The organism is Planctobacterium sp. R6 (assembly GCF_055755215.1).
Genome location: NZ_JBVTQY010000001.1, coordinates 85,060 through 106,746, shown reverse-complemented (window position 1 = coordinate 106,746; position 21,687 = coordinate 85,060). Strand labels below are relative to the sequence as shown.

Annotated in this window: 23 protein-coding genes and 1 pseudogene; 10 read left to right on the top strand and 14 right to left on the bottom strand. The window is 47.6% G+C overall.

The genetic code is table 11. From position 1 onward, the window contains the following. The 7 genes and pseudogenes from pilW to trmJ form a co-directional block, all read right to left on the bottom strand. Positions 1-972 (bottom strand): type IV pilus biogenesis/stability protein PilW, encoded by a 972-nt coding sequence (gene pilW / locus AC0J20_RS00445; protein WP_229529548.1) that lies wholly within the window; start codon positions 970-972, stop codon positions 1-3. Between the two features lie 22 nt (positions 973-994). Then, positions 995-2,131 carry a dual-specificity RNA methyltransferase RlmN gene (rlmN, locus tag AC0J20_RS00440; RefSeq protein WP_229529549.1) on the bottom strand — a complete coding sequence of 379 codons (1,137 nt, stop codon included), beginning with the start codon at positions 2,129-2,131 and terminating at the stop codon, positions 995-997. A gap of 158 nt (positions 2,132-2,289) precedes the next feature. After that, on the bottom strand, positions 2,290-2,721 hold the full coding sequence (gene ndk / locus AC0J20_RS00435) for a nucleoside-diphosphate kinase (RefSeq protein ID WP_229529550.1): 432 nt from the start codon (positions 2,719-2,721) through the stop codon (positions 2,290-2,292). Between the two features lie 155 nt (positions 2,722-2,876). Next, positions 2,877-4,025: pseudogene (locus tag AC0J20_RS00430) on the bottom strand (IscS subfamily cysteine desulfurase); the annotation flags it as partial. 4 nt (positions 4,026-4,029) lie between these two features. Beyond that, on the bottom strand, positions 4,030-4,515 hold the full coding sequence (iscR, locus tag AC0J20_RS00425) for a Fe-S cluster assembly transcriptional regulator IscR (RefSeq protein WP_229529552.1): 486 nt from the start codon (positions 4,513-4,515) through the stop codon (positions 4,030-4,032). A 95-nt stretch (positions 4,516-4,610) separates the two neighbouring features. Continuing rightward, the gene (gene cysE / locus AC0J20_RS00420) at positions 4,611-5,378 is read right to left on the bottom strand and encodes a serine O-acetyltransferase (RefSeq protein ID WP_473020186.1); all 768 of its coding nucleotides are present in this window, start codon (positions 5,376-5,378) and stop codon (positions 4,611-4,613) included. A 12-nt stretch (positions 5,379-5,390) separates the two neighbouring features. Beyond that, complete coding sequence (trmJ, locus tag AC0J20_RS00415) at positions 5,391-6,122, bottom strand: tRNA (cytosine(32)/uridine(32)-2'-O)-methyltransferase TrmJ (protein ID WP_229529554.1); 732 nt, start codon at positions 6,120-6,122, stop codon at positions 5,391-5,393. A gap of 181 nt (positions 6,123-6,303) precedes the next feature. Between trmJ and suhB the strand changes: the two genes are divergently transcribed. Next, positions 6,304-7,077 carry an inositol-1-monophosphatase gene (gene suhB / locus AC0J20_RS00410; RefSeq protein WP_229529555.1) on the top strand — a complete coding sequence of 258 codons (774 nt, stop codon included), beginning with the start codon at positions 6,304-6,306 and terminating at the stop codon, positions 7,075-7,077. A gap of 39 nt (positions 7,078-7,116) precedes the next feature. Here suhB and AC0J20_RS00405 read toward each other — a convergent pair whose 3' ends face one another. The 6 genes from AC0J20_RS00405 to queA all read right to left on the bottom strand — a co-directional run bounded on the left by AC0J20_RS00405 (position 7,117) and on the right by queA (position 13,737). Continuing rightward, positions 7,117-8,079 carry a hypothetical protein gene (locus tag AC0J20_RS00405; protein WP_473020185.1) on the bottom strand — a complete coding sequence of 321 codons (963 nt, stop codon included), beginning with the start codon at positions 8,077-8,079 and terminating at the stop codon, positions 7,117-7,119. Positions 8,080-8,239: 160 nt separating this feature from the next. Then, positions 8,240-9,181, bottom strand: coding sequence for a protein translocase subunit SecF (gene secF, locus AC0J20_RS00400; RefSeq protein WP_473020184.1), 942 nt, complete (start codon positions 9,179-9,181; stop codon positions 8,240-8,242). 9 nt (positions 9,182-9,190) lie between these two features. Then, on the bottom strand, positions 9,191-11,035 hold the full coding sequence (gene secD, locus AC0J20_RS00395; RefSeq protein ID WP_229529651.1) for a protein translocase subunit SecD: 1,845 nt from the start codon (positions 11,033-11,035) through the stop codon (positions 9,191-9,193). Positions 11,036-11,103: 68 nt separating this feature from the next. Then, positions 11,104-11,439, bottom strand: coding sequence for a preprotein translocase subunit YajC (gene yajC / locus AC0J20_RS00390; protein WP_229529558.1), 336 nt, complete (start codon positions 11,437-11,439; stop codon positions 11,104-11,106). A 22-nt stretch (positions 11,440-11,461) separates the two neighbouring features. Beyond that, positions 11,462-12,583, bottom strand: a complete 1,122-nt coding sequence (gene tgt, locus AC0J20_RS00385; RefSeq protein WP_473020183.1) for a tRNA guanosine(34) transglycosylase Tgt — start codon at positions 12,581-12,583, stop codon at positions 11,462-11,464. A gap of 110 nt (positions 12,584-12,693) precedes the next feature. Continuing rightward, positions 12,694-13,737: a tRNA preQ1(34) S-adenosylmethionine ribosyltransferase-isomerase QueA gene (gene queA / locus AC0J20_RS00380; RefSeq protein WP_473020182.1), complete on the bottom strand. Its 1,044-nt coding sequence runs from the start codon at positions 13,735-13,737 to the stop codon at positions 12,694-12,696. Positions 13,738-13,916: 179 nt separating this feature from the next. Here queA and AC0J20_RS00375 point away from each other — a divergent pair, with 179 nt between their 5' ends. Then, the gene (locus AC0J20_RS00375; RefSeq protein ID WP_473020181.1) at positions 13,917-15,554 is read left to right on the top strand and encodes a methyl-accepting chemotaxis protein; all 1,638 of its coding nucleotides are present in this window, start codon (positions 13,917-13,919) and stop codon (positions 15,552-15,554) included. Positions 15,555-15,587: 33 nt separating this feature from the next. Here AC0J20_RS00375 and AC0J20_RS00370 read toward each other — a convergent pair whose 3' ends face one another. Next, a complete protein-coding gene (locus AC0J20_RS00370) occupies positions 15,588-15,848 on the bottom strand; it encodes a DUF6471 domain-containing protein (RefSeq protein ID WP_473020180.1) in 261 nt (86 codons plus the stop codon). 132 nt (positions 15,849-15,980) lie between these two features. Between AC0J20_RS00370 and AC0J20_RS00365 the strand changes: the two genes are divergently transcribed. From AC0J20_RS00365 to AC0J20_RS00330, 8 genes are all read left to right on the top strand, one after another. After that, a complete protein-coding gene (locus AC0J20_RS00365; protein ID WP_229529563.1) occupies positions 15,981-16,370 on the top strand; it encodes a DUF2170 family protein in 390 nt (129 codons plus the stop codon). A gap of 29 nt (positions 16,371-16,399) precedes the next feature. Further along, entirely contained in the window at positions 16,400-17,080 is a 681-nt protein-coding gene (locus AC0J20_RS00360) for a PspA/IM30 family protein (RefSeq protein ID WP_229529564.1), read from the top strand. Next, entirely contained in the window at positions 17,077-18,123 is a 1,047-nt protein-coding gene (locus AC0J20_RS00355) for a potassium channel family protein (protein ID WP_473020179.1), read from the top strand. Before AC0J20_RS00360 ends, AC0J20_RS00355 begins: the two co-directional genes overlap by 4 nt. Then, the gene (locus AC0J20_RS00350; protein ID WP_473020178.1) at positions 18,116-18,769 is read left to right on the top strand and encodes a YjfK family protein; all 654 of its coding nucleotides are present in this window, start codon (positions 18,116-18,118) and stop codon (positions 18,767-18,769) included. The genes AC0J20_RS00355 and AC0J20_RS00350 overlap by 8 nt, the downstream gene beginning before the upstream one ends. Before the next feature lie 15 nt (positions 18,770-18,784). Further along, positions 18,785-19,204, top strand: a complete 420-nt coding sequence (locus tag AC0J20_RS00345; protein WP_229529567.1) for a DUF350 domain-containing protein — start codon at positions 18,785-18,787, stop codon at positions 19,202-19,204. A gap of 12 nt (positions 19,205-19,216) precedes the next feature. Then, complete coding sequence (locus AC0J20_RS00340) at positions 19,217-19,843, top strand: DUF1190 domain-containing protein (protein ID WP_473020177.1); 627 nt, start codon at positions 19,217-19,219, stop codon at positions 19,841-19,843. A gap of 15 nt (positions 19,844-19,858) precedes the next feature. Further along, positions 19,859-21,022, top strand: a complete 1,164-nt coding sequence (locus tag AC0J20_RS00335) for a glutathionylspermidine synthase family protein (RefSeq protein ID WP_473020176.1) — start codon at positions 19,859-19,861, stop codon at positions 21,020-21,022. Between the two features lie 81 nt (positions 21,023-21,103). Next, the gene (locus AC0J20_RS00330) at positions 21,104-21,664 is read left to right on the top strand and encodes a rhomboid family intramembrane serine protease (protein ID WP_473020175.1); all 561 of its coding nucleotides are present in this window, start codon (positions 21,104-21,106) and stop codon (positions 21,662-21,664) included. Positions 21,665-21,687 lie beyond the last annotated feature (23 nt).

Sequence of the window (21,687 nt, the reverse complement as noted above, 5' to 3'; positions counted from 1 at the left end):
TTAATTAGGGTTTGAAACGATTAATCGCTGCCCTATTGATAAACCTGACACGTCACTAATGCGGTTCCACTCCACCAGCGACTGAACTCTCACGTCATAAATGCGGGAAACCTGGTATAAGGTCTCGCCCTTTTTTAAGACATGGTAGAGAATACCAGCATTAGCCACTTCTGTTGTCTTTGCTGTTTCCGGCACCGCGCCACCAGACACCAGTGCCGGAGTCAGAATAATAGTTCGAGGCTGCCCGACTCTGTCCGGGTACAAGGTTTGCAGCATATCTGCATATCCTTGAGCAATATTGGCATTACCCAGACCATTTTCAATCTCAATGGCCAGATTTAGTGTATCAGCTGTCACCGGTACCACTTTTTCATATTGGCGATAGGCTATTTTTGCTTCCTGCCATTGCTGTTTGGCAATCAGCAACTCCACCAGCATGTACCAGCTCCGAGCCCGGCCAGGTTGATGTTGCAACGCACTGCGCAGATAATCCATCGCCTCAGATGTTTTGCCCTGTCGATGACTGCAAATGGCGAGATTTTCATAACTCTCGGCGGCGCGATTGTAACTTTTAATATTGACCGCTTTTAGCAAGTTTTCTTTGGCTTCACGGTACTCACCTACTTCACATAAAAACGCACCATAGGAATTGATCAGGTCCGGATTATTTTTGTCCAGATGCATAGCCTGCTCGTAATATTGCCGCGCAATTTCCCACTCAGACACCTGTTGATAATAGTAGCCCAGGGCGAAATGCACATCGCCAAGTCGCGGTGCAAACTCTAACGCTTTATCAAGATTGGTTTTAGCCTGCACATAATTGCCGTTTTTCAGGTAAGTTAACCCCAGTGAAACCCGGGTTTTAGCCGCTTCTATCTGGTTAACTCCCTGAGCCGCTGGCACAGATGAAGTGGTGGTTTGGCTGGCACATCCAGCCAAAAGCATCATGGATAGCAATACTATGGTGCGCATTGTGATTCGCTTTTAATTGTTTTTAGTTGAGCCTGACTTCAATACTTTCACCCTTCATGCGTTTTTTCAACATACGTTTGGTGCGATCGACAACATCACCCACCAGTTGGCCGCAGGCGGCATCAATGTCGTCGCCCCGGGTTTTACGCACTACCACAGTATAGCCATGCCCCATTAGCACTTTCGAAAAACGATCTATCCGCGAATTGCTACTTCGGGTATAGGGCGATCCCGGATACGGGTTAAAGGGGATCAGATTGATTTTACAGGGGGTACTCTTCATTAACTGCGCGAGTTCCTCAGCCTGTTCCATGCTGTCATTGATGCCATTTAGCATCACATACTCAACGGTTACCTTGCCGCGATTAGCGTTGGATTTTTGTAAATAGCGCCTTACCCCGGCTAAAAATTCCGCTATCGGATATTTTTTGTTTACCGGAACAATTTCATCGCGCAACAAATCATTAGGTGCATGCAGTGAAATGGCCAATGCCACATCAATTTGATCGCCCAGTTTATCCAACGCAGGGACGACACCCGAGGTACTCAAGGTGACCCGCCTTTTAGACAAACCAAACCCCAGGTCGTCCAGCATGATATCCATAGCGGGTACCACATTTTTCAGGTTAAGCAGAGGTTCGCCCATCCCCATCATGACCACATTGGTCACAGGGCGCTCGTTTGTATCCGGCGACAAACCGATGAATTTAGCGACACGCCATACTTGTCCGATAATTTCAGACACGGTTAAGTTGCGGTTAAATCCCTGTTGCGCCGTTGAGCAAAAGGTACATTCCAGGGCGCAACCCACCTGTGAAGAGACACACAAAGTGGCTCTGTCTTCTTCCGGTATCCAAACTGATTCCACTTCCTGGCCACCTTTGAGCAGCAAGGCAAATTTAATGGTGCCGTCTGTGGCTTGCTGGAAAGTGCTGATTTCTGGCGCCACAATCTCACATCGCGCCTGCAGCTTAGCACGCAGGTTTTTGTTCAGGTTGGTCATTTTGGAGAAATCATCTTCGCCCTGCTGATAGATCCATTTCATCAGTTGATCCGCACGGAAAGGCTTTTCTCCGATTTCTGCGAAAAACTCACGCAAAGACTTCCTGTCAAAATCCAACAAGTTTACTTTTTCTTCGCTGACGCTTTTCACTGTCATTAATTACTACCTCAACAAAAACCACTGACAAATTTAAAATGCCAGTATTGTATATTTTTCAACCTTCTCTTGCCATGAGTTAATCACAGAGGCAAGAAAAAGGGAGCCAAGGCTCCCTTTCACAATGCAAAGAACTACCTGAGGTAGTTCTTAAAATCTTATCTGGTGCGTGGGCACACTTCTTCGTCTGCGAAGAAGTAAGCAATTTCACGTGCAGCAGACTCAGGTGCGTCTGAACCGTGAACCGCATTTTCATCGATAGATACGGCGTAATCAGCGCGCAAAGTACCGGCCAATGCTTCCGCCGGGTTAGTAGCGCCCATGATTTCACGGTTTTTAGCTACCGCATTTTCACCTTCAAGCACCTGGATCATTACCGGGCCAGAAGTCATGAAGTCAACCAAAGCCGGGAAGAAAGGACGCTCTTTGTGCTCAGCGTAAAAACCTTCAGCTTTTTCTTTGCTCAGGTGTAACATTTTCGCTGCAACAATGCGCAAGCCTGCAGATTCAAAACGATTGTAGATTGCACCGATAACGTCTTTAGCTACTGCATCGGGCTTGATAATGGAAAAAGTGCGTTCTAGCGCCATTTTTACCGCTCCAATTTTGTGGTTAAATTTAAATCGGCGCGGATTATATGCAATTGTGCGTCGCATTCCTATGGCTGTGTCAGAATTTTTGTCAAAAATTCGATTTTAATGGTGTAAAAAATGTACAACAGCCGCTTTACTTCGAATTACCCGACCAATTCCCGCAACCTGGGTACCGCGTAAAACAGATTGTCGAGCGCCTTATCTATTTCGTCCTGTGTAGTATAGCGACCGAAAGAAAAGCGAATCGAGGCATGAGCCAGTTGCGGGTCAATGCCCATAGCGGTGAGTACATAAGAGGGTTCCAGACTGGCTGACGTGCAGGCAGACCCTGACGACACAGCAATATCCTTGAGTGCCATCAACAAAGATTCGCCATCGAGATGTTCGAAACTGACGTTGACAATACCCGCCACCGACTGATTTTGTTCACCATTGATCACAACATCAGCCAGATCGCTAAGCCCTTCTAAAAAGCGCAGCTTTAGTTGCGCAATTCGCTGCTGCTCCTGCTCAAGGCAATCTTTGGCAATGGCAAACGCCTGGCCCATACCGACAATTTGATGTGTCGCCAGCGTACCCGAACGCATTCCTCGCTCATGTCCCCCACCGTGGATCTGCTCCATGACATGCACTTTTGGACGGCGTCTGACATACAGCGCGCCAATGCCCTTGGGCGCATAAATTTTGTGACCGGAAAACGACATCAGGTCAACCGGCAAATTGCTGACATCGATGCTCACTTTGCCGGCACTTTGCGCTGCATCCACATGGAATAAGACCTCGCGTTCACTACACATTTCAGCGATGCGCTGAATATCCTGAATGACGCCGGTTTCGTTATTCACGTGCATCACTGATACCAACAAGGTATCCGGACGAAAGGCACTACTCAGCTCGGTGAGATCTAACAAACCATTTTTTTGCGGCGTCAGGTAGGTCACGTCAAATCCGGCTTTTTCCATTGCCAGACAGGTGTCCAACACAGCTTTGTGCTCAGTGGCCGAGGTAATTATGTGTTTACCTTTGTGCTGGTAATAGTCTGCCACGCCTTTAATGGCCAGATTATTGGATTCGGTGGCACCTGAGGTAAACACAATTTCTCTGGGATCCGCGTTGATCAGGCCTGCGACCTGCTCTCTGGCAGCCTCGACGGCTTCTTCTGCCTGCCAGCCAAACCGATGCGAGCGGGATGCCGGATTACCAAATACGCCATCACGAGTCATGTATTTCATCATCACGTCAGCAACGCGCTCGTCTACCGGGGTTGTAGAGGCATAATCCAGATATATTGGGGTATTCATAGTGTTATAACTGTAAACTAATTTCTATTTTGTCACTCTTGAGATGACGAGACTTATCAGCATCTTGTCGTTCAGCGACAGAGCGAACGGCGGCATTAGATACCAGTTCACCCAGGGTGATACCATCCAGAAAGAGTTCGATGCGTTCACTCAGGTCCTGCCACAAGTTGTGTGTCAGGCAGCGATGGCCATTTTGACAATCCGCCTGCCCCTGACACCGGGTCGCATCGACGGTTTCATCAACGGCTTTAATGACTTCTCCAACTGCGATATCGCCAGCGGCCCGGCCCAGCAAATAACCGCCACCCGGCCCGCGAATACTGGTTACCAGTTTTTCCCGACGCAAACGTGAAAACAATTGTTCCAGATAGGATAAGGAGATTTCCTGACGTTCAGAAATGTCAGCTAAGGGCACCGGACCTTTTTCTGAATGCAAAGCGACATCCAGCATTGCTGTTACGGCATAGCGACCTTTCGATGTTAACTTCATAACCGGGTTCCGGGTTAAAACTGCAGCGATAGTCACATAGCTGGAATTAGCAGTCAAGATAATACCCGACTATTTTAGTCAGGTATTATCATTTTTTAGATGATGGGGTCAAAATCATCATTCAGGAAATCGGGTAACTCCAGTTCCGGAATCTTCTTATCGCAAACATTGCCGCCCATTTTATTGATCTCGGTGCACATGCCTTCCACTTTACTGTCTACAAGATGAAGATGTTCCAGCATCAGTCCGATGGCATTGGCAACCGGATCAGGATTGTCCTGCGAAACGGCGTACGCATCAAAGCCATACTTTTTGGCAATTTTCTCCCGTTGCGAAGCGGACTGCCCCGAGGCTTTTGACACCACCCGACCCGGAATGCCCAGTACAGTTAAGCCCTCTGGTACATCCCGAATGACGACAGAATTTGACCCCACCTTCGCATTTTTACCGATAATGATTGGCCCCAGTACTTTTGCACCAGCCCCGACCACTACACCATCTTTTAACGTGGGATGACGCTTGCCAACGTTCCAGCTGGTGCCTCCCAGTGTAACCCCGTGATACAGGGTAACATCGTCACCAATTTCAGCGGTTTCACCAATTACCACCCCCATACCGTGATCAATGAAGAATCGCTTGCCGATAGTCGCCCCAGGATGGATTTCGATACCTGTCATCCAGCGGGCAAAGGTGGAGATAAAACGCGCCAGCCACAACCAGTTTTTACGCCATAATTTGTGACTAATACGATGCAACCAAATAGCGTGGAGCCCCGGGTAATTGGTCAGAACGTCAAAATTATTGCGGGCAGCCGGATCACGATGATAAACACTGGCAATGTCTTCTTTTATTCTGGCGAACATGTGTGATTCTCTTTATTTGACCGATTTATCTATGGAAGTCAGTATCCCTCTTAATATATTCAACTCCTGACTTTCCACCCTGGCGCGATTGAACATCCGGCGCAGTTTCATCATCACCTGCCCGGGATGTTGCGGTATGATAAAGCCAGTCCCGGATAAGGTTTTTTCCAGATGCACATAAAAACGCTCTAAATCGTCTGTCAGGGGATAATCTTCCAGCGCCTGTTGTTCTGCTGCATCCGCAAGCAGTTCACCGGTTTTCTCCAGGGTCGCCATGCGAACCTCATAACAAATAGTTTGCACGGCGGCCGCCAGGTTGAGGGAGCTGTATTCCGGATTTGCCGGAATAAACACATGGTACTGGCATTGCTGCAATTCTTCGTTACTCAGGCCATTGTTTTCCCGCCCAAACACGATAGCCACCGGATATTGCTCCGACTCCTGTACTGTTTTACGGCCGCATTCCCGGGGGTTCAACATAGGCCAGCTATGGGTTCTGGAACGGGCACTGGTACCAATGACCAGACCACAATCCGCAATCGCTTCCGATAATGTCGATACGGTTTTGGCATTGGCTAACACGTCACCAGCACCGGCCGCTAACGCACTGGCATGGCCGTCCGGTGGGCTAACCGGATCCACTAAATACAAATCTTTCAATCCCATGGTTTTCATGGCACGGGCGGTGGACCCAATATTGCCCGTGTGGGACGTATTAACCAGCACAATTCGGATGTTATTCAAGACACGAACTCTTCAAACTAAAACAAGGGCGCAGATAATAACATAAGCGATTAATGAAAAATTGTGTTTATTTTGCACAGCTTTTCTGTTAGATTCCGCGCCGAAAATTCGCGTAGCCCTGAATTGGGTTGCCGAATAGCTCTTTTTAAAACCAGATGGCTCATTTATACAGGATATCGCTATGCATCCCATGTTGAATATTGCGGTACGCGCTGCTCGTACTGCCGGTAATATCATCGCCCGAAGTTATGAATCTCGGGACAACCTAGAAATAGAAACAAAGGGAGCAAACGATTTTGTCACCAAAATAGACAAAGAAGCGGAACAGGCCATCATCTCCAAAATCAAACAATCTTACCCGGATCACACTTTTGTAGGCGAAGAAAGCGGCCTGACAGAAGGCAATGAAGATTTCAAATGGATTATCGACCCCCTGGACGGCACCACCAATTTTGTTCAGGGTATTCCTCACTTTTGTGTATCTATCGCACTGCAGTACAAAGGTAAATTAGATCAGGCGGTGGTCTTTGATCCGTTACGTGGTGAGCTGTTTACTGCCAGCCGCGGCAATGGCGCCCAGTTGAATGGCTTCCGTATTCGCGTTGGCCAGCGCAAAGAACTGCAAGGCACTGTATTAGCCACTGCATTTCCGTTTAAAAATAAAGCTTTACTGGGTGAATCCTTAGAAAAATTCAGCAAAATCTTTAATGAAGCGGGCGACGTTCGCCGTTCTGGCTCAGCAGCCCTGGATATGGCGTATGTGGCAGCGGGGCGTTTTGACGGCTACTGGGAGCAAGGTATCAAGCCATGGGACATTGCAGCGGGCGAATTGTTAGTACGCGAGTCAGGCGGTTTGGTGTCCGATTATAGTGGTGGGCATCAGTACTTCAAAACTGAACAGGTTGTTGCCGGAAATCCGAAAGTCGTTCAGGCCATTGTCAAACACCTGAAATAGTATGCCGGGCTGCCGCACACTATCGTGCGGCAGCCTGGGCTAATTTTTCTGCTTTAAGCGCACCCGTAATTGTTCTTGCTGGCTTTGCTCCAGTTGCTTGATGACATTTTCAAAAGCCTCTGTATTACCAGCTTTGACGAAAGCCGGTACCAGATTTAGCGCCTGCCAGTAATCATTGCGGCTTTGCAATGCCTCAGCCACCAGTACCGCCACCGATTTATCCCTGGCAAAATGTTGCGCCAACAATTGGTAACTTTTTGCTTTCAGCTTGCTGTTCTCTGACGCATTTTTCAATAACATGAGCTGCTCATCCTGAGCGAAACTTGTCACGATACTGTCTAAAAACGACATAGTATGCTCTGTGACGGGTAGCTCAAACAGATAATTGCCCGTTTCGATATCGCCTAACATGGTGGCCATATGCGCCACCATCGCGGAATAGTCTTGCTTTAAATCTGCTGACGGATCTTTAAACTGCTCAATACTCCAGTCTTTAAAACCGGTCTGCAGGTACAAAGGCAACCTGTTGAAAAAGGTTTTAAAAATCGCGTCGCCTTTCTGACCGGTGAAGGTATTTAAGTCGGCCGGCGTGAATTCGTCCCGCTGCCACTTTTGATACACATCTTCAGCAGCTTCACGGGACTGAATCGTCAGAAAGGTGTTTTTGGCTTCAGCGCTGATATCGATCAGGGTTTGAGGTTTTTCAGCGTCACTCTCTGGCAGTAATACCAACACCGCATCGGAGCGTTTCCATTTATTGAGCTGGTGCAGTTGTTTGGCAGTAAAGTCTTTTTGCCACTGCAACTCCTTGATAAATTGACTAACCAATAAAATGTCTTTGGCAGATGTCGGATTGTCTGGTAACGCGTTGTTATCCCTGAGCTCTGATTTAACAGTATAGGAAACGGTTAGCCATTCCTGTTGTGTAATGTTGATACTTTGACAAGGCAAAGCAATAAGCAAGGGACTAATGGTCAGCAAATAGCGCAGATACTTCATCAAACAACCCGCATGTTGTATGGCTCGTTTTCAAGATAGCTAACAGAATATCAATATTCATAAAATAGACAACTTTTTAGCCAAAATAAGAAATTCAGCGCTGAACAAACATAAAAAAACCGGGAAATTCCCGGCTTTTAGTTATGTTTAATACGGCTACAGCTTAGCTAAACGGCGTAGATTCCAGCTCTTCCCCTTCCTTCTCTACTTCCGCAGGTATCAAATCTTCTTTGCTGATACCCAGCATCAGGGCCACTAAACTGGCAACATAGATGGAAGAGTAAGTACCGATAACGACACCAAACAACAATGCAGTGGCGAAACCGTGGATCAGTGCCCCACCAACAAAAAACAAGGCTAACAACACGAATATGGTGGTCAATGAGGTGATCACGGTACGATTCAGCGTTTGCGTTAATGAAATATTGATGATTTCTTCCGGTTCGCTTTTTCTCACTTTACGGAAATTCTCGCGGATCCGGTCGGAAACAACGATGGTATCGTTAAGTGAATAACCAATAACCGCCAGAACCGCAGCCAGTACCGTCAGGTCAAACTCCAACTGTAAAAACGAGAACAAGCCCAAAGTCAGCAATACGTCATGGGCCAGTGCCACCACAGAGCCCAGTGCAAAACGCCATTCAAAGCGCATTGCCACGTAAACCAGGATACACAGCAATGCCACCAACATTGCCAATCCACCCTGCTCCGCCAGTTCCTCGCCTACAGATGGACCCACAAACTCAACCCGGCGAATATTACTGGTGGTTAATTCCAGTGCCTGCATTACCTGATTACTCAGCTCTGACGCTTTCACATTTTCACGAGGCGCCAGACGGATCAACACTTCCGAGCTACTACCAAAGTTTTGTACCACAGCATCCGGAAACCCGGAGTTTTGTAATCTCGCTCTGATGTCGCTTAAGTCGGCCTGCTGCTCGTAGCCTACTTCAACCAGGGTTCCGCCGGTAAAATCCAGTCCCCAATTTAGTGAATTCGTCGCCAGGCTCAGCACAGAGAGAAGCATCAAAATCACTGAAAAAATCATTGCGGGCACCCGCAATGACATAAAGGAAACCGTATCTTTTAAATTTAATAACTGCATAACTGTTCCTTAAATCGAAAGCTTGCTGAGACGCTTTCCGCCCCAAATGCTGTTGACGATGGCACGGGTCAGGATGATCGCGGTAAACATTGACGTCACAATCCCCACCATCAGAGTCACCGAGAAGCCTTTGATTGGGCCGGTACCTACTGCAAACAAGATCAGCGCAGCAATCAGGGTGGTAATGTTCGCGTCTAAAATCGTGGAAAAGGCACTGTCATAACCGTGATGAATAGACTGTTGGGGACTGCGACCATCGCGCAACTCTTCCCGAATCCGCTCAAAAATCAGCACGTTCGCGTCTACCGCCATACCAACCGTCAGAACAATACCCGCCATGCCTGGCAAGGTTAATGTGGCCCCGGGGATCAGTGACATAACGCCGATAATTAAGATCAGATTTGCCGCCAATGCCACGTTGGCAACGACACCAAAGCCCTTGTAGTAAATCAGCATAAAGGCCAGCACAATCACAAAGCCCAGTACAATGGCATCGGTACCCTGGCTGATATTCTGTTGCCCCAGGCTTGGCCCAACGGTGCGCTCTTCCACAATCTGGATTGGCGCAATTAACGCCCCGGCACGTAACAACAGGGCCAGATTTCTGGCTTCACCTGGCGTATCCAGTCCGGTAATACGGAAGCTGCTGCCCAATACCGCCTGAATAGTTGCAACACTGATAACGCGCTCTTTTTTCTCGAATTTTAATTTGCCTTCAGCGGTGCGTTCACGGGTCGGCTCATATTCGATGAACACTGTGGCCATGGGCTTGCCCACGTTATCACGGGTGCCGCGAGTCATTTTACTGCCGCCTTCCGAGTCCAGACTGATGCTCACTTGCGGACGTCCGTACTCGTCAACCCCGGAATTGGCGTCTACGATGTGATTCCCGGTCAGCATTACCCGTTTTTTCAACAATACCGGTGTGCCGTTTTCATCTTCGATTAATTGAGAGCCCGCCGGAACCCGGCCTGAAATGGCGCTGTTCAGGTCGTTGTCCTGGTCCACCATACGCAACTCGATGGTTGCCGTAGCATTAAGGATCTGTTTCGCCCGCGCAGTATCCTGAATACCTGGTAGTTGCACTACGATACGATCAGGACCCTGACGCTGAATAACCGGCTCAGCAACGCCCAGTTGGTTCACGCGATTTCGCATGATAGTGATGTTCTGTTTAATGGCGTAATCTTTGGTTTCGGCCAGTGTTTGTTCGGACATTTGCGCCACCAGCGTCAAATCATCCTGATCCGAGTATTGCCAGTCGCCACGGCTGTTGCGCAAAAAGAATTTCGCCTCATCTTTAGTGGCTTCATCGCGAAACTGGATTTCAACAACATTGCCTTCTTTGACAACGCGGCGATAACGGATATTTTCTTCTCTCAGCGCTGTGCGAAAATCCGATACCGTATCTTCCAGCTTGGTGTTCAGGGCGGTATCCATATCCACTTCCATCAGGAAGTAAACACCACCGCGCAAGTCCAGGCCCAGTTTCATCGGTGACGCACCAAGGGACTTAAGCCACTCAGGTGTGGCAGGTGCCAGGTTAATAGCGGCGATATAATCGTCGCTAAGGGCAATATCTAACGCTTCCTGAGCCTGTAACTGGGTGTCATTGTCAGCCAGCCTGACCAAAATCTTTTGGTCTTCCAGCGCGACACTCTTAGTGGCAATGTTGCGCTCAGCCAATATGCTTTGAACCTGATCGAGCAGATTAGTATCAACCGGCGCGGTGCGCTCAGCTGAAATTTGTACGGCCGGGTCCTCACCATAGAGGTTTGGTGAGGCATACAGCGTAAAAAACGCCACTACCAGGAAAACTAATGTCGCTTTCCAGACGGGCGTATGATTTAAAATTGCAGTTCTGGGATTATTCATAGATACCGGTACCCAAGTCCTTATCTGTGGTTAAAAGAAAAACCGGCTTAGATGTTTTTCATCGTACCTTTGGGTAACACAGCTGAAACCGCAGATTTTTGTACAACGATAGTGACATTGTCGTTTAGTGCGATTTCCATAAAATCTTTGTCATCGGTGACCTTGTTGATGCGCCCCACTAAACCACCCTGGGTTAATACCTCATCACCTTTACTCAGAGAGCCAATCAAATTTTTGTGTTCTTTTACCCGCTTGGCTTGTGGGCGGTAAAGCATGAAGTAAAAAATCAGACCGAAAATACCCAACATCACCAGCATTTCCATGCCGCCACCACCAGGTTGACCTGCAGACTGTGCATACGCATTCGAGATAAAGAAATTCATAGTTACTATTCCCTAAAATTGATTAATCTTGTTCTAATGACGGGACTGGTCGTCCCAACTTCTTATAAAAATCGGCGACAAATTCATCGAGCTGATTGTTGTCCAGCGCGTTTCTCAAGCCCTCCATAACTCGCTGATAATAACGCAGGTTATGGATAGTGTTCAGGCGCGCACCTAACATTTCATTACATTTGTCCAAATGGTGTAGATATGACCTGGAATAATTTTTACAAGTGTAACAGTCACAAGTTTCGTCCAGCGGTCCGGTATCCGTCTTGTGACGGGCATTGCGGATCTTGATCACGCCCTCGGGTACAAACAGGTGACCATTGCGGGCATTCCGGGTGGGCATAACACAATCAAACATATCTATGCCGCGGCGCACTGCTTCAACGATATCTTCAGGTTTACCCACGCCCATCAGGTAACGGGGTTTATGCTCAGGAATCTTCCAGGCGGTGTGATCCAACACCCGAATCATATCCTCTTTGGGCTCCCCCACAGACAATCCGCCGATAGCGTAACCATCAAAGTCAATATCCACCAGGCCTTGCAGAGAAACATCCCGCAGGTCTTCGTACATCCCCCCCTGAACAATACCGAATAGGGCGGAAGGATTACCCTCGTGAGCCGCTTTACTGCGTTTTGCCCAGCGCAGAGAAAGTTCCATGGATTTGCGCGCTTCTTCGAAGGTTGCCGGATACGGCGTACACTCGTCGAAAATCATCACAATGTCAGATCCGAGATCCCGTTGTACCTGCATCGACTTTTCCGGTGTTAGCAGAATTTTTTCGCCGTTAATCGGCGAACGAAAGGTAACACCTTCTTCTGATATTTTGCGCAACTGACCCAGACTAAAAACCTGAAAGCCACCTGAGTCAGTTAATATGGGTTTTTGCCATTGCATAAAATCATGCAAGTCACCGTGTAACTTCATGATCTCGGTACCCGGGCGCAGCATCAGATGAAAGGTATTGCCCAAACAAATGTGCGCACCGGTGTCGTCCAGCTCTTCGGGCGTCACACCTTTCACCGTACCGTAGGTACCCACCGGCATAAAAGCGGGCGTTTCCACGACACCGCGTTCAAATTTAAGGCGCCCTCTGCGGGCTTTGCCTTGCTTATTTAACAATTCAAATTGCATGATAAATCTTGCTTTGATGAAACATGAACGTGACCCCAAATAATAAGGCGATCACAAAATTTCCGGATTATAAACGAAATCCACCGTCGGGTGGTAATCATTAATCCGCCTTATGGCTGGTTGTGCCTTTCTAAAAACATGGCATCGCCATAACTAAAGAAGCGATATTTCTCCTGCACAGCAACATTGTAGGCCTTTAAAATATTCTGTTGACCGCAAAATGCACTCACCAGCATGATCAGCGTTGACTCAGGCAAATGAAAATTGGTCACCATAGCATCCACCACTTTAAACTGATATCCAGGATAGATAAATATTGAGGTATCAGAACTAAAGGCCTCGATCAGCTTATCGTCTGAAGCTTGTGCTGCTGATTCCAGCGACCGTACCGATGTGGTCCCCACCGCGACTACCCTGCCACCATTGGCCCTGGTTTCCAGTATTGCGTCAACAACCTCCTGGGGTACTTCGGCGTATTCAGAATGCATCTGATGTTCTTTGATATTTTCCACTCTTACCGGCTGAAACGTGCCGGCACCGACATGCAATGTCACAAAGGCGGTTTTTACCCCCTTTTGTCTGAGGGCGCTTAATAGTTGCTCATCAAAATGCAGTCCTGCCGTGGGTGCCGCTACCGCGCCCGGCTTTTGATTGTATACGGTTTGATAACGTTCTTTGTCTTGCTCTTCATCCGGGCGTTCAATATAGGGCGGCAATGGCATATGACCATGGGCCTCCAGCAAATCGAATACCGATTCGCTATGTAAAAAGCGCAAGTGGAACAATTCGCCTTCACGCCCCAACATTTCAACTTCCAGTGCCTCTTCCAGCAGCAGAATATTGCCCGGCTTTGGCGACTTATTAGCACGAACATGGGCCAGGACCTGGTGCTCATCCAGTACCCGCTCAATCAGCACTTCTACTTTGCCACCAGACGACTTTTGCCCTAACAGACGAGCCGGAATAACTCGGGTATTGTTAAACACCATCAAATCACCGGGCTGTAACAACTCCAGAATGTCGGGAAACTGTTTATGACTTATCTCACCGGATTGCCCTTGCAGGTGCAACAAGCGACTATCCGTGCGATTTTTGGGCGGATAGTTAGCAATGAGTTCTTCGGGCAGGTGAAAGTCAAAATCTGAAAGCTGCATAGGGGTTCCTTATTTCAAGGTGGGCGATTTTACGTTTTTGCGTAAAAACGCGCAAATATTCCGGAAAATTCGGGAGATTTAGCAAATTTCAGACTTCATAATCCCGTAACATTTTCGCAATAGACTCCGCGCCATCGGCGATTTTCAGCGTAAACGTTGAAGAAAAAAGAGCATTAACTATGATTCCAGGGAAATTCAAAAACCTAAGGACCAAAATACTCTCCCTGATGGGAGCCAGCATTTTAGCGGTAGGTGTTATCGCGTTTGTCATCTCCACTCTGTTATCCGGAAAAATAGCACAATACAGCGTATTAATTGAGCACGAAGTCAAAGCAACCACACTGGCAGATTCTATCAATCTGAATTTCAAGCGGCAGGTACAGGAATGGAAAAATGTATTGCTCAGAGGACACAACGACGACGATCGAAACAAGTACTGGCAGCGATTTCAGGAAAGGCATGAGCAGGTTCAAAAAGACGCAAAGAAATTCCTCAACCTTAAAATTGATGATAGCTACCTGACGCGCATGCAGGAGTTCATCAACGTTCACCAAAACCTTGAAGCGCAATATAAACAAGGCTATCAGGTATTTTTGCAAAGTGAGTTTGCTCACAAGGTAGCAGACAAGGCGGTCAGGGGAATCGACAGAGAACCCACTAAACTACTGGAATCCTTGTCAGAGTCATTGCGAAACAGCGGCCTGGAAAAGAGTCAGACATTAAGCGAAAGGGCGGAATCCACCACATTTTGGGGTGCAACCGTGATACTTCTGGCCATTGTAGTCAGCATGACGTTGTCGGCACTTTTCATGAACTACAAAGTGGTTTATCCCATCACCACCCTTATCCAACACCTTTACAAGGTGAGTAAAGGCAATTTTAAAGATGAGCTGAGCTTTTTTCGGGACGATGAAATCGGACAGATGTCCAAAGCCATTGAGTTACTGCGTCGCAGTCTGAATGCCACCTGTAATGAAATGGCCACTGTACAGGGTAATCTGGATCAGGTGTCTGCGAGTTTACACGACAGTGCCAAAGCCATTGACATGGGCGCCAAAGACCAAAACCGTGGCACAGACAGAGTCAGTGTATCAATGCAAAGTATGACGGAAATGGCACGCAGAATAACGGATAGTGCCAATGAAGCTTCCGTAGCGGCTTCACAGGCTGACGAATATGCCTCCCAAAGCATTACGGTAATGCAGGAGACTATCGATACCATTACCCATTCTTCCGGGCAAATTAATGATACTGCCAGTGTGATTAATAAGTTAGATGAAGACGCCAGAAATGTCGGAACCGTACTGGACGTGATCAAAAGCATTGCCGAACAAACGAACCTGTTAGCACTGAATGCCGCCATTGAGGCTGCCAGAGCCGGTGAACAGGGCCGCGGATTTGCTGTTGTTGCCGATGAAGTCCGCACCCTGGCGGCAAAAACCCAACAATCCACCGAAGAAATTCAGGATATTATCGCAAATGTGCAGACGGGGGCTAAAAACGCAGTATCAGCCATTCAGTTGGGCGAAAAAAATTCACAGGTTAGTGTCGATAAAGTGCTGGAAGCGGATAAAAATCTGAAATCAGTAACCGGTGCTATTAAGCAGATAAACGAACTGAACAAAGAAATAGCCGACGCCATTGCAGAGCAATCTGATGTGGCCATGGAGATAGAACAGAATATTCTGGGGCTGGCGGAAATTGCTGCCGTTAATGAACAACACGCTGAAAGTTGTAATCAGGATAATGTCACGCTCTCAGAAGTGAAAAACAGCATGGCGGTACTTATCGCTCGCCTGATGGGGCAAAAAGTATAACGCAAAAAACACCCCGGATGACTGAGTTACCGCTCAGTCATCTTTCATCAGGGTCTTGGCGATATCTTTTAACCTGTCCCGCTCGATTTTTTTAATATCCATAACAAACATGATCTGTAACAACAGATCTGCCCCTAAAATTCCTTTGTTAACTTTGTTGCGCAGATTGTCAGCGGACTGGATTACAGCTATCTCTGCCAACTTGTCACTCAGGTCCTGGTAACGAATCCCTTTTAAACTCATTTCCGATTTAATCAGACGCTGCACTACCAAGCGCCAGTTTACTGATTCCATTATCCACTCCAAATATCACGTTTGTGATTTATAATTTACAAATAATTACGTTTTTATTCAAACAAATAATTTGACGGATGGGAAAATAATAGCCTATGCTAGTCACCAGACTAAATAACCCGGAGAGGAACAATGCATTGGGATCTTGACCAGTTAGAAACGCTCATTGGTAAAGAATCAGATTTAGTTGTCACACGCGAAAATGATTGCCTGCTGATAGCAAACCAGGATGGAATCGACGCATGGCTTGCCATCAGCGGCGAACAGATTTTAGTGGAATCATTACTTTTTGCTACCAGCGAAGTTAACAATCCAGCCGAATTAAACGACGCCATATTGCGCACCCATATGATGTTTCCATTGACCACAGTGGGTATCTCAGATATTTCAGGTGAAAGTTACTACACCGCCTTTGGCTCCCTTAGTGCACAGTCCAAAGAATCCAGTGTCCTGATCGAGATTCATACCCTGTTCGACAATGTTGAAGCCTTTATCGATGCCTGGCACGAATATTTAAACTAACCCATTTCATCCATCTGAGGAGATGTACTATGTCTGTTTGGAGAAAACTTGTCACTGCCGTAAAAGGCGGTGTCACTGAAGCTGCCGAATCAGTGGCAGATAATCAGGCTATCCGAATCCTGGAACAGGAAATCCGCGAAGCCAAAGAAGAACTGCGTAAATCGGATCACGCCCGCACGCAAATTTTAGCGAAATGTAAACTGGCGCAGCAAAAAGTCGACGGTTTGCAAAAGTCTATCAGTGAATATGAAGAGCACGCCCGCAAAGCGATTGACACAGATCGTCAGTTGGCGCTGGACTGCGCTCAACGTGTTACTGAATTAACCGAACAATTGCAGACAGAGCAAACTTACCTTGACCAGTTCAAAAAGTCTGAGGTACAACTAGCCAATAACATCAGTCAGGCGAAAGCGAATTTACGCCGACTGGAGCAACAGGTTGATATGGTCAAGGCCACTGAGTCTGTGCAAAAAGCACAGGTGGCAGTGTCTTCCCGTCACCTTGGGGCAAACAGCAAAATGAAAACGGCGACAGAATCATTAGATCGCATTCAGAAGCGCCAGAACTTGCGTGCCGCCGAGCTGGAGGCCGCAGAGGAACTGGCAGCCGATGAAAGCACCGATGATCTGGAAAAGCGCCTACAGGCTGCCGGTGTCAAAGGTGGTAGCAATTCAGCAGAAGATGAGTTGAGTCGAATTTTAGGAAAATGATATACAAACTACGCAAAGTTTTAATGCGTTACTTTACTCAAATGCGCTGGCACACCATTGTGCTGGCGCTTTTGCTTTACGGAATAAGCAGTTGGTGGTTTATGCAACTGGCCGGAGAAAGTGCATTAACCAACCCGACGGATTTTGTTTACTGGATGGTGGTGACCGGCTCCACCGTGGGTTATGGTGATTATTCCCCCACCACCGTCGCCGGTAAATACGTCGTTGCCTTTTACATCATTCCTGTTGGCCTGAGTATCTTTGCGTTTGTTTTGGGACGAGCTGCTGCGTTTGTATCTGCACAGTGGCACAAAAAAGCGAGGGGGTTAAAACCTGTGCATTTATCAAATCATATTTTGTTAATCGGCTGGAACGGCGAACGCACGTTGCACCTGTTAAAGTTGTTACTTCGCGAACGCGAGTACACCGGTGACGATCAGTCTATTGTATTGTGCGTAAAGGTAGATGTTGAAAATCCGATGCCAGACCAGATTGAGTTCGTCAAAGTGAACTCCTTTAGTCAGGACGCTGATATGGACAACGCCAGCATCGACGCTGCGGCGACCATCATCGTGGACAATCCTCAGGATGACCTCACCATGACCACTAGCTTATACGCCAGTCATCGCAACCCCAATGCCCACATTCTGGCCTATTTCCAGGATGAAAGTCTGGTCAAGCTACTGACAGAACACTGCCCCAATGTCGAATGTATGCCCAGTGTCGCGGTAGAAATGCTAGCCAAATCGGCATTTGACCCAGGTTCCAGTAAATTGCATTTTGATCTGCTGGACGTGTACGCCGGGCAGGCTCAGTATTCGGTAGCGGTACCACAACTGGATAATTCCATCAGCACTGCCACCTTATTTACAGAATTTAAAAAACAATATAACGCTACTCTGATCGGCCATGCCAAAGCAGAAAATTTAAAGGAAATTGAACTGAATCCGGCATTAGACACCCATATTTCAGGCGGCGATAAACTCTATTACATCGCCGATAAACGCATTACCGATATTGAATGGCAGAAACTTTATGTTTAGTAAACTGTTTGGCTCTAAAGAAAAGAAACTGTCTCCCACAGAAAAAGCGCCGGAAATAATGGGCCTGTACCTGGGCGGCTCTTTTGAACTGGATGCCCTTAAACTTAAACTCCTGCAGCCACAACTGATCATTGAAAACGCCGCCAGTCACCACCTGATCCAGGCGGTGGGAGAAGTCAATCTGGATACCGGTGGCAAGATCCTGCGCTTCTACACTGATGATGATGCATATTTACAAGTGGTAATGGATGGCGGCGACACAGAAAACCATATTACAGACGTCAAGCTTTGGTATTTTTATGATACCAAAACCGTGGGCTCTGAAAATCAGTGGCAGAGTTTACTCAAACAGGAAATTTCACAACCGGAATATTCACTAGAAGGCTGTCAATTCCAGCGCGTTTGGGACGCCGTTGGCGAGGAATCACCGCCGGTAGCCATGACCGAAAAAACCTACGAAGAAGATGGTGATACCAGCACCACGGATCAATTTGTTATGCTTTACGAGCGTGACCTGGGCGATGACAACTTTGAAGCTCTGATGGTGTCTGGTGAAGAGAAAATCATTAATAATAATCATGACCGTTGCCTGGTGATCAGCACCGGTTTTAATATTAATCCTGCAGATTTACGAATTAACGGCTAAAACAAGGAGCACACAATGACCGACACTATTTTGGAGTCCATCGCAGGCCTGGCTAACTTTGGGATTTATTTTGTTATCTCAATCCTGATGTTATTCGTGTTTAAGTTTATTTTTACGGCTATCACGCCACATGATGAATGGTTGCTGGTGAAAGAAGAAAAAAACGTTGCTGCCGCGATAGGATTTGGCGGGTCTATGGTGGGCTTTAGCATTGCGCTGGCCGGCGCCGTGTCCAACTCAGCCAATCTCATCGACTTTGTAGTGTGGGGCATTGTGGCAATCGTAGCGCAAGGCCTGGCATTTGCCCTGTTGCGCTTTACCTTTATGCCGCGCATCGTGAAACGCATTGAAGACAATGAAGTGTCTGCCGGTGTTATGTTGGCGGCGATGTCGTTGTCTGTTGGTTTGTTAAATGCCGCCTGCATGAGTTGGTAACAGGAGGTTACTATGACTACAGAAACCAAATCCGGTGCCAAACGAAGTCGTGCCTTAAATCGGGAACAATACCGTAAACAGCATCAAATCAAACCCCTGTCGCTGGGTATTGCCTCGGTATTTTTGGCCGCAGCCTGCAGTGATAACCGTCAGGAAGCGATGGTATTTACCAGCCTGAATGATTGTCAGTATCAGCTCCCTGACTACGCCGAGCAATGCCAGATGGCCTACGAAAAAGCCCTGGCAGAAGCGGCAGAAACAGCCCCTAAATATGGTTCACAAGCGGATTGTGAGCACGAGTTTGGCTCAGATCAGTGTGTGGTGTATCGCAATGAGTCGGGCAACAGCTGGTTTATGCCACTGATGGCGGGCTATATTATCCGGGATTTGCTGGAACCCAGACGCTACTCACAACCCTTATTTACCTCCTACTCCCGGTATTCACCCTACCGATATCGCTGGATAGGTGCAGGTGGTTACGATTATGGCGATTTTCGCAAACGAGAATTAAAAGTATCGAAATCTTACACCAAACCACCAGCTGTCAACCGTACCATCAATCGCGGTGGCTTTGGTTCTTCGGTGAGAGCTAAATCCAGTTGGGGTAAAAGCAGTAGTCGCAGTGGATGGGGTGGTTAACCCCAGCAACGCTGTATGATACGTATACCAACACAAGAACGCCCTCACTGGCGCAAGCAGGCTGATGAGTATGGTTTCAGATTCCATACTATGTACGGCCAGGCCTACTGGGATGAAACGGCCTACTACCAATTTACGCTGCAGCAGATAGAGCAACAAATCGAAGACCCCAGCGCGGAACTGCATCAAATGTGTTTGCAGGCGGTTGATTTGGTGGTCAGCGATGAATACTGGCTCAATAAGTTCCAGATCCCTGAGGCTTTTTGGCAAAGTACTGCCGACGCCTGGCGCGACCAAACGCCTTCTTTATATTCCCGGTTAGATTTGGTTTTTCATAAAGACAAACCTGTTAAGCTGCTGGAAAACAATGCTGATACGCCCACCAGCTTATACGAATCCGGTTTTTGGCAATGGCTGTGGCTGGAAGATATGGTAAACAGCGGCAAAATCAGTAAATCAGCCGACCAATTTAATTCGCTGCAGGAAAAACTCATCGCGCAGTTGCAGGTTATTCAGCACTGGTACAAAGCAGATACGTTGCATTTTGCCTGTTGCCAGGATACCGAGGAAGACCGTGGTACGGTTCAGTATCTGCAAGATTGCGCCAGAGCCGGCAATATCAACAACCGGTTTCTTTTTATCGAAGATATTGGTTTGGCAGACACCGGATATTTTACCGATCTGGAGGATAACGCCATCGCCTTGCTATTCAAACTCTACCCCTGGGAGTTTATGATGCAGGAAGAGTTTGGCTCAGCCATCATTGAATCGCCGACGCAATGGATTGAACCCATGTGGAAGGCTATTTTATCCAACAAAGCCCTGTTGCCACTGCTGTGGAAAATGTTCCCTAACCACCCCAACCTGCTGCCCGCCTGGTTTGAAGAAGATCTGGCGAGCGCCAGTGAATCCAAACTGGTAAAGAAGCCGCTCTTCTCCCGTGAAGGGGCTAACATTTCGGTGCTGGAAAACGGCGAGGTACAACACTGTGTCGATGGACCATATGGCGAAGAAGGGTTTATCTACCAGAGTTGGTACCCACTCCCTAAGTTTGGTGATAACCACACGCTCATCGGCTCATGGTTAGTGGACGATCAACCGGCCGGTATTTCCATCAGGGAAGATACCCAGCCGATTACTCAGGATTTATCTCGCTATTTACCGCATATTATTTTGTGACACTTTTTCCAAATATCCGGCATCCGAACGTGCCAAAATAAGGTATAAACAAGCGTCCTACTCTCACTACAGGAGCCATTTTTGAGTTCACCCTACAGCCTCGAAGAACAACTGAATTTTACATTGCGCCTGTTCGTATTATTGACGGTACTGGAATTGCTCAATTTAGTGACCGGGCGCCAGTTAAATCACCTGGCGCTAGTGCCTCGAGAAATTGACGCTCTGGGAGGCATTTTTATCAGTCCGTTTTTGCACGGAAGCCTGATGCATTATGCCTCTAACATTATCCCCATCTGCCTGTTCAGCCTGTTGGTGATGCAATATGGCCGTAAGGTCTGGTGGCAGGCCAGTGCTTTTATCCTGGTGTGTACCGGAATATTAGTATGGCTGTTGGGCAGAGACGCATATCACCTCGGCGCTTCCGGTATGGTGTACGGCTATTTCGGCTTTTTATTATTTGCCGGCTTTATCAGCCGCAGTATTAAGTTGATACTGATCTCCCTGTTAGTGGGCTTTTTTTATGGCGGACTCATTTTCGGCGTATTGCCCATGCGGCCTTATATTTCCTGGGAATCCCACCTGTTCGGCTTTGTGGTGGGTATCGGCGCTGCGCGATTATTTGTGAAAAAAGTCAGAAAATAGGTCAAATTCCACCGGCAATACCT

Excerpts from the sequence above, each read along its gene's own strand:
- pilW (WP_229529548.1), bottom strand. The coding sequence starts at position 972 with ATGCGCACCATAGTATTGCTATCCATGATGCTTTTGGCTGGATGTGCC.
- rlmN (WP_229529549.1), bottom strand. The coding sequence starts at position 2,131 with ATGACAGTGAAAAGCGTCAGCGAAGAAAAAGTAAACTTGTTGGATTTT.
- ndk (WP_229529550.1), bottom strand. The coding sequence starts at position 2,721 with ATGGCGCTAGAACGCACTTTTTCCATTATCAAGCCCGATGCAGTAGCT.
- iscR (WP_229529552.1), bottom strand. The coding sequence starts at position 4,515 with ATGAAGTTAACATCGAAAGGTCGCTATGCCGTAACAGCAATGCTGGAT.
- cysE (WP_473020186.1), bottom strand. The coding sequence starts at position 5,378 with ATGTTCGCCAGAATAAAAGAAGACATTGCCAGTGTTTATCATCGTGAT.
- suhB (WP_229529555.1), top strand. The coding sequence starts at position 6,304 with ATGCATCCCATGTTGAATATTGCGGTACGCGCTGCTCGTACTGCCGGT.
- secF (WP_473020184.1), bottom strand. The coding sequence starts at position 9,181 with ATGCAGTTATTAAATTTAAAAGATACGGTTTCCTTTATGTCATTGCGG.
- yajC (WP_229529558.1), bottom strand. The coding sequence starts at position 11,439 with ATGAATTTCTTTATCTCGAATGCGTATGCACAGTCTGCAGGTCAACCT.
- tgt (WP_473020183.1), bottom strand. The coding sequence starts at position 12,583 with ATGCAATTTGAATTGTTAAATAAGCAAGGCAAAGCCCGCAGAGGGCGC.
- queA (WP_473020182.1), bottom strand. The coding sequence starts at position 13,737 with ATGCAGCTTTCAGATTTTGACTTTCACCTGCCCGAAGAACTCATTGCT.
- AC0J20_RS00375 (WP_473020181.1), top strand. The coding sequence starts at position 13,917 with ATGATTCCAGGGAAATTCAAAAACCTAAGGACCAAAATACTCTCCCTG.
- AC0J20_RS00370 (WP_473020180.1), bottom strand. The coding sequence starts at position 15,848 with ATGGAATCAGTAAACTGGCGCTTGGTAGTGCAGCGTCTGATTAAATCG.
- AC0J20_RS00365 (WP_229529563.1), top strand. The coding sequence starts at position 15,981 with ATGCATTGGGATCTTGACCAGTTAGAAACGCTCATTGGTAAAGAATCA.
- AC0J20_RS00360 (WP_229529564.1), top strand. The coding sequence starts at position 16,400 with ATGTCTGTTTGGAGAAAACTTGTCACTGCCGTAAAAGGCGGTGTCACT.
- AC0J20_RS00355 (WP_473020179.1), top strand. The coding sequence starts at position 17,077 with ATGATATACAAACTACGCAAAGTTTTAATGCGTTACTTTACTCAAATG.
- AC0J20_RS00350 (WP_473020178.1), top strand. The coding sequence starts at position 18,116 with ATGTTTAGTAAACTGTTTGGCTCTAAAGAAAAGAAACTGTCTCCCACA.
- AC0J20_RS00345 (WP_229529567.1), top strand. The coding sequence starts at position 18,785 with ATGACCGACACTATTTTGGAGTCCATCGCAGGCCTGGCTAACTTTGGG.
- AC0J20_RS00340 (WP_473020177.1), top strand. The coding sequence starts at position 19,217 with ATGACTACAGAAACCAAATCCGGTGCCAAACGAAGTCGTGCCTTAAAT.
- AC0J20_RS00335 (WP_473020176.1), top strand. The coding sequence starts at position 19,859 with ATGATACGTATACCAACACAAGAACGCCCTCACTGGCGCAAGCAGGCT.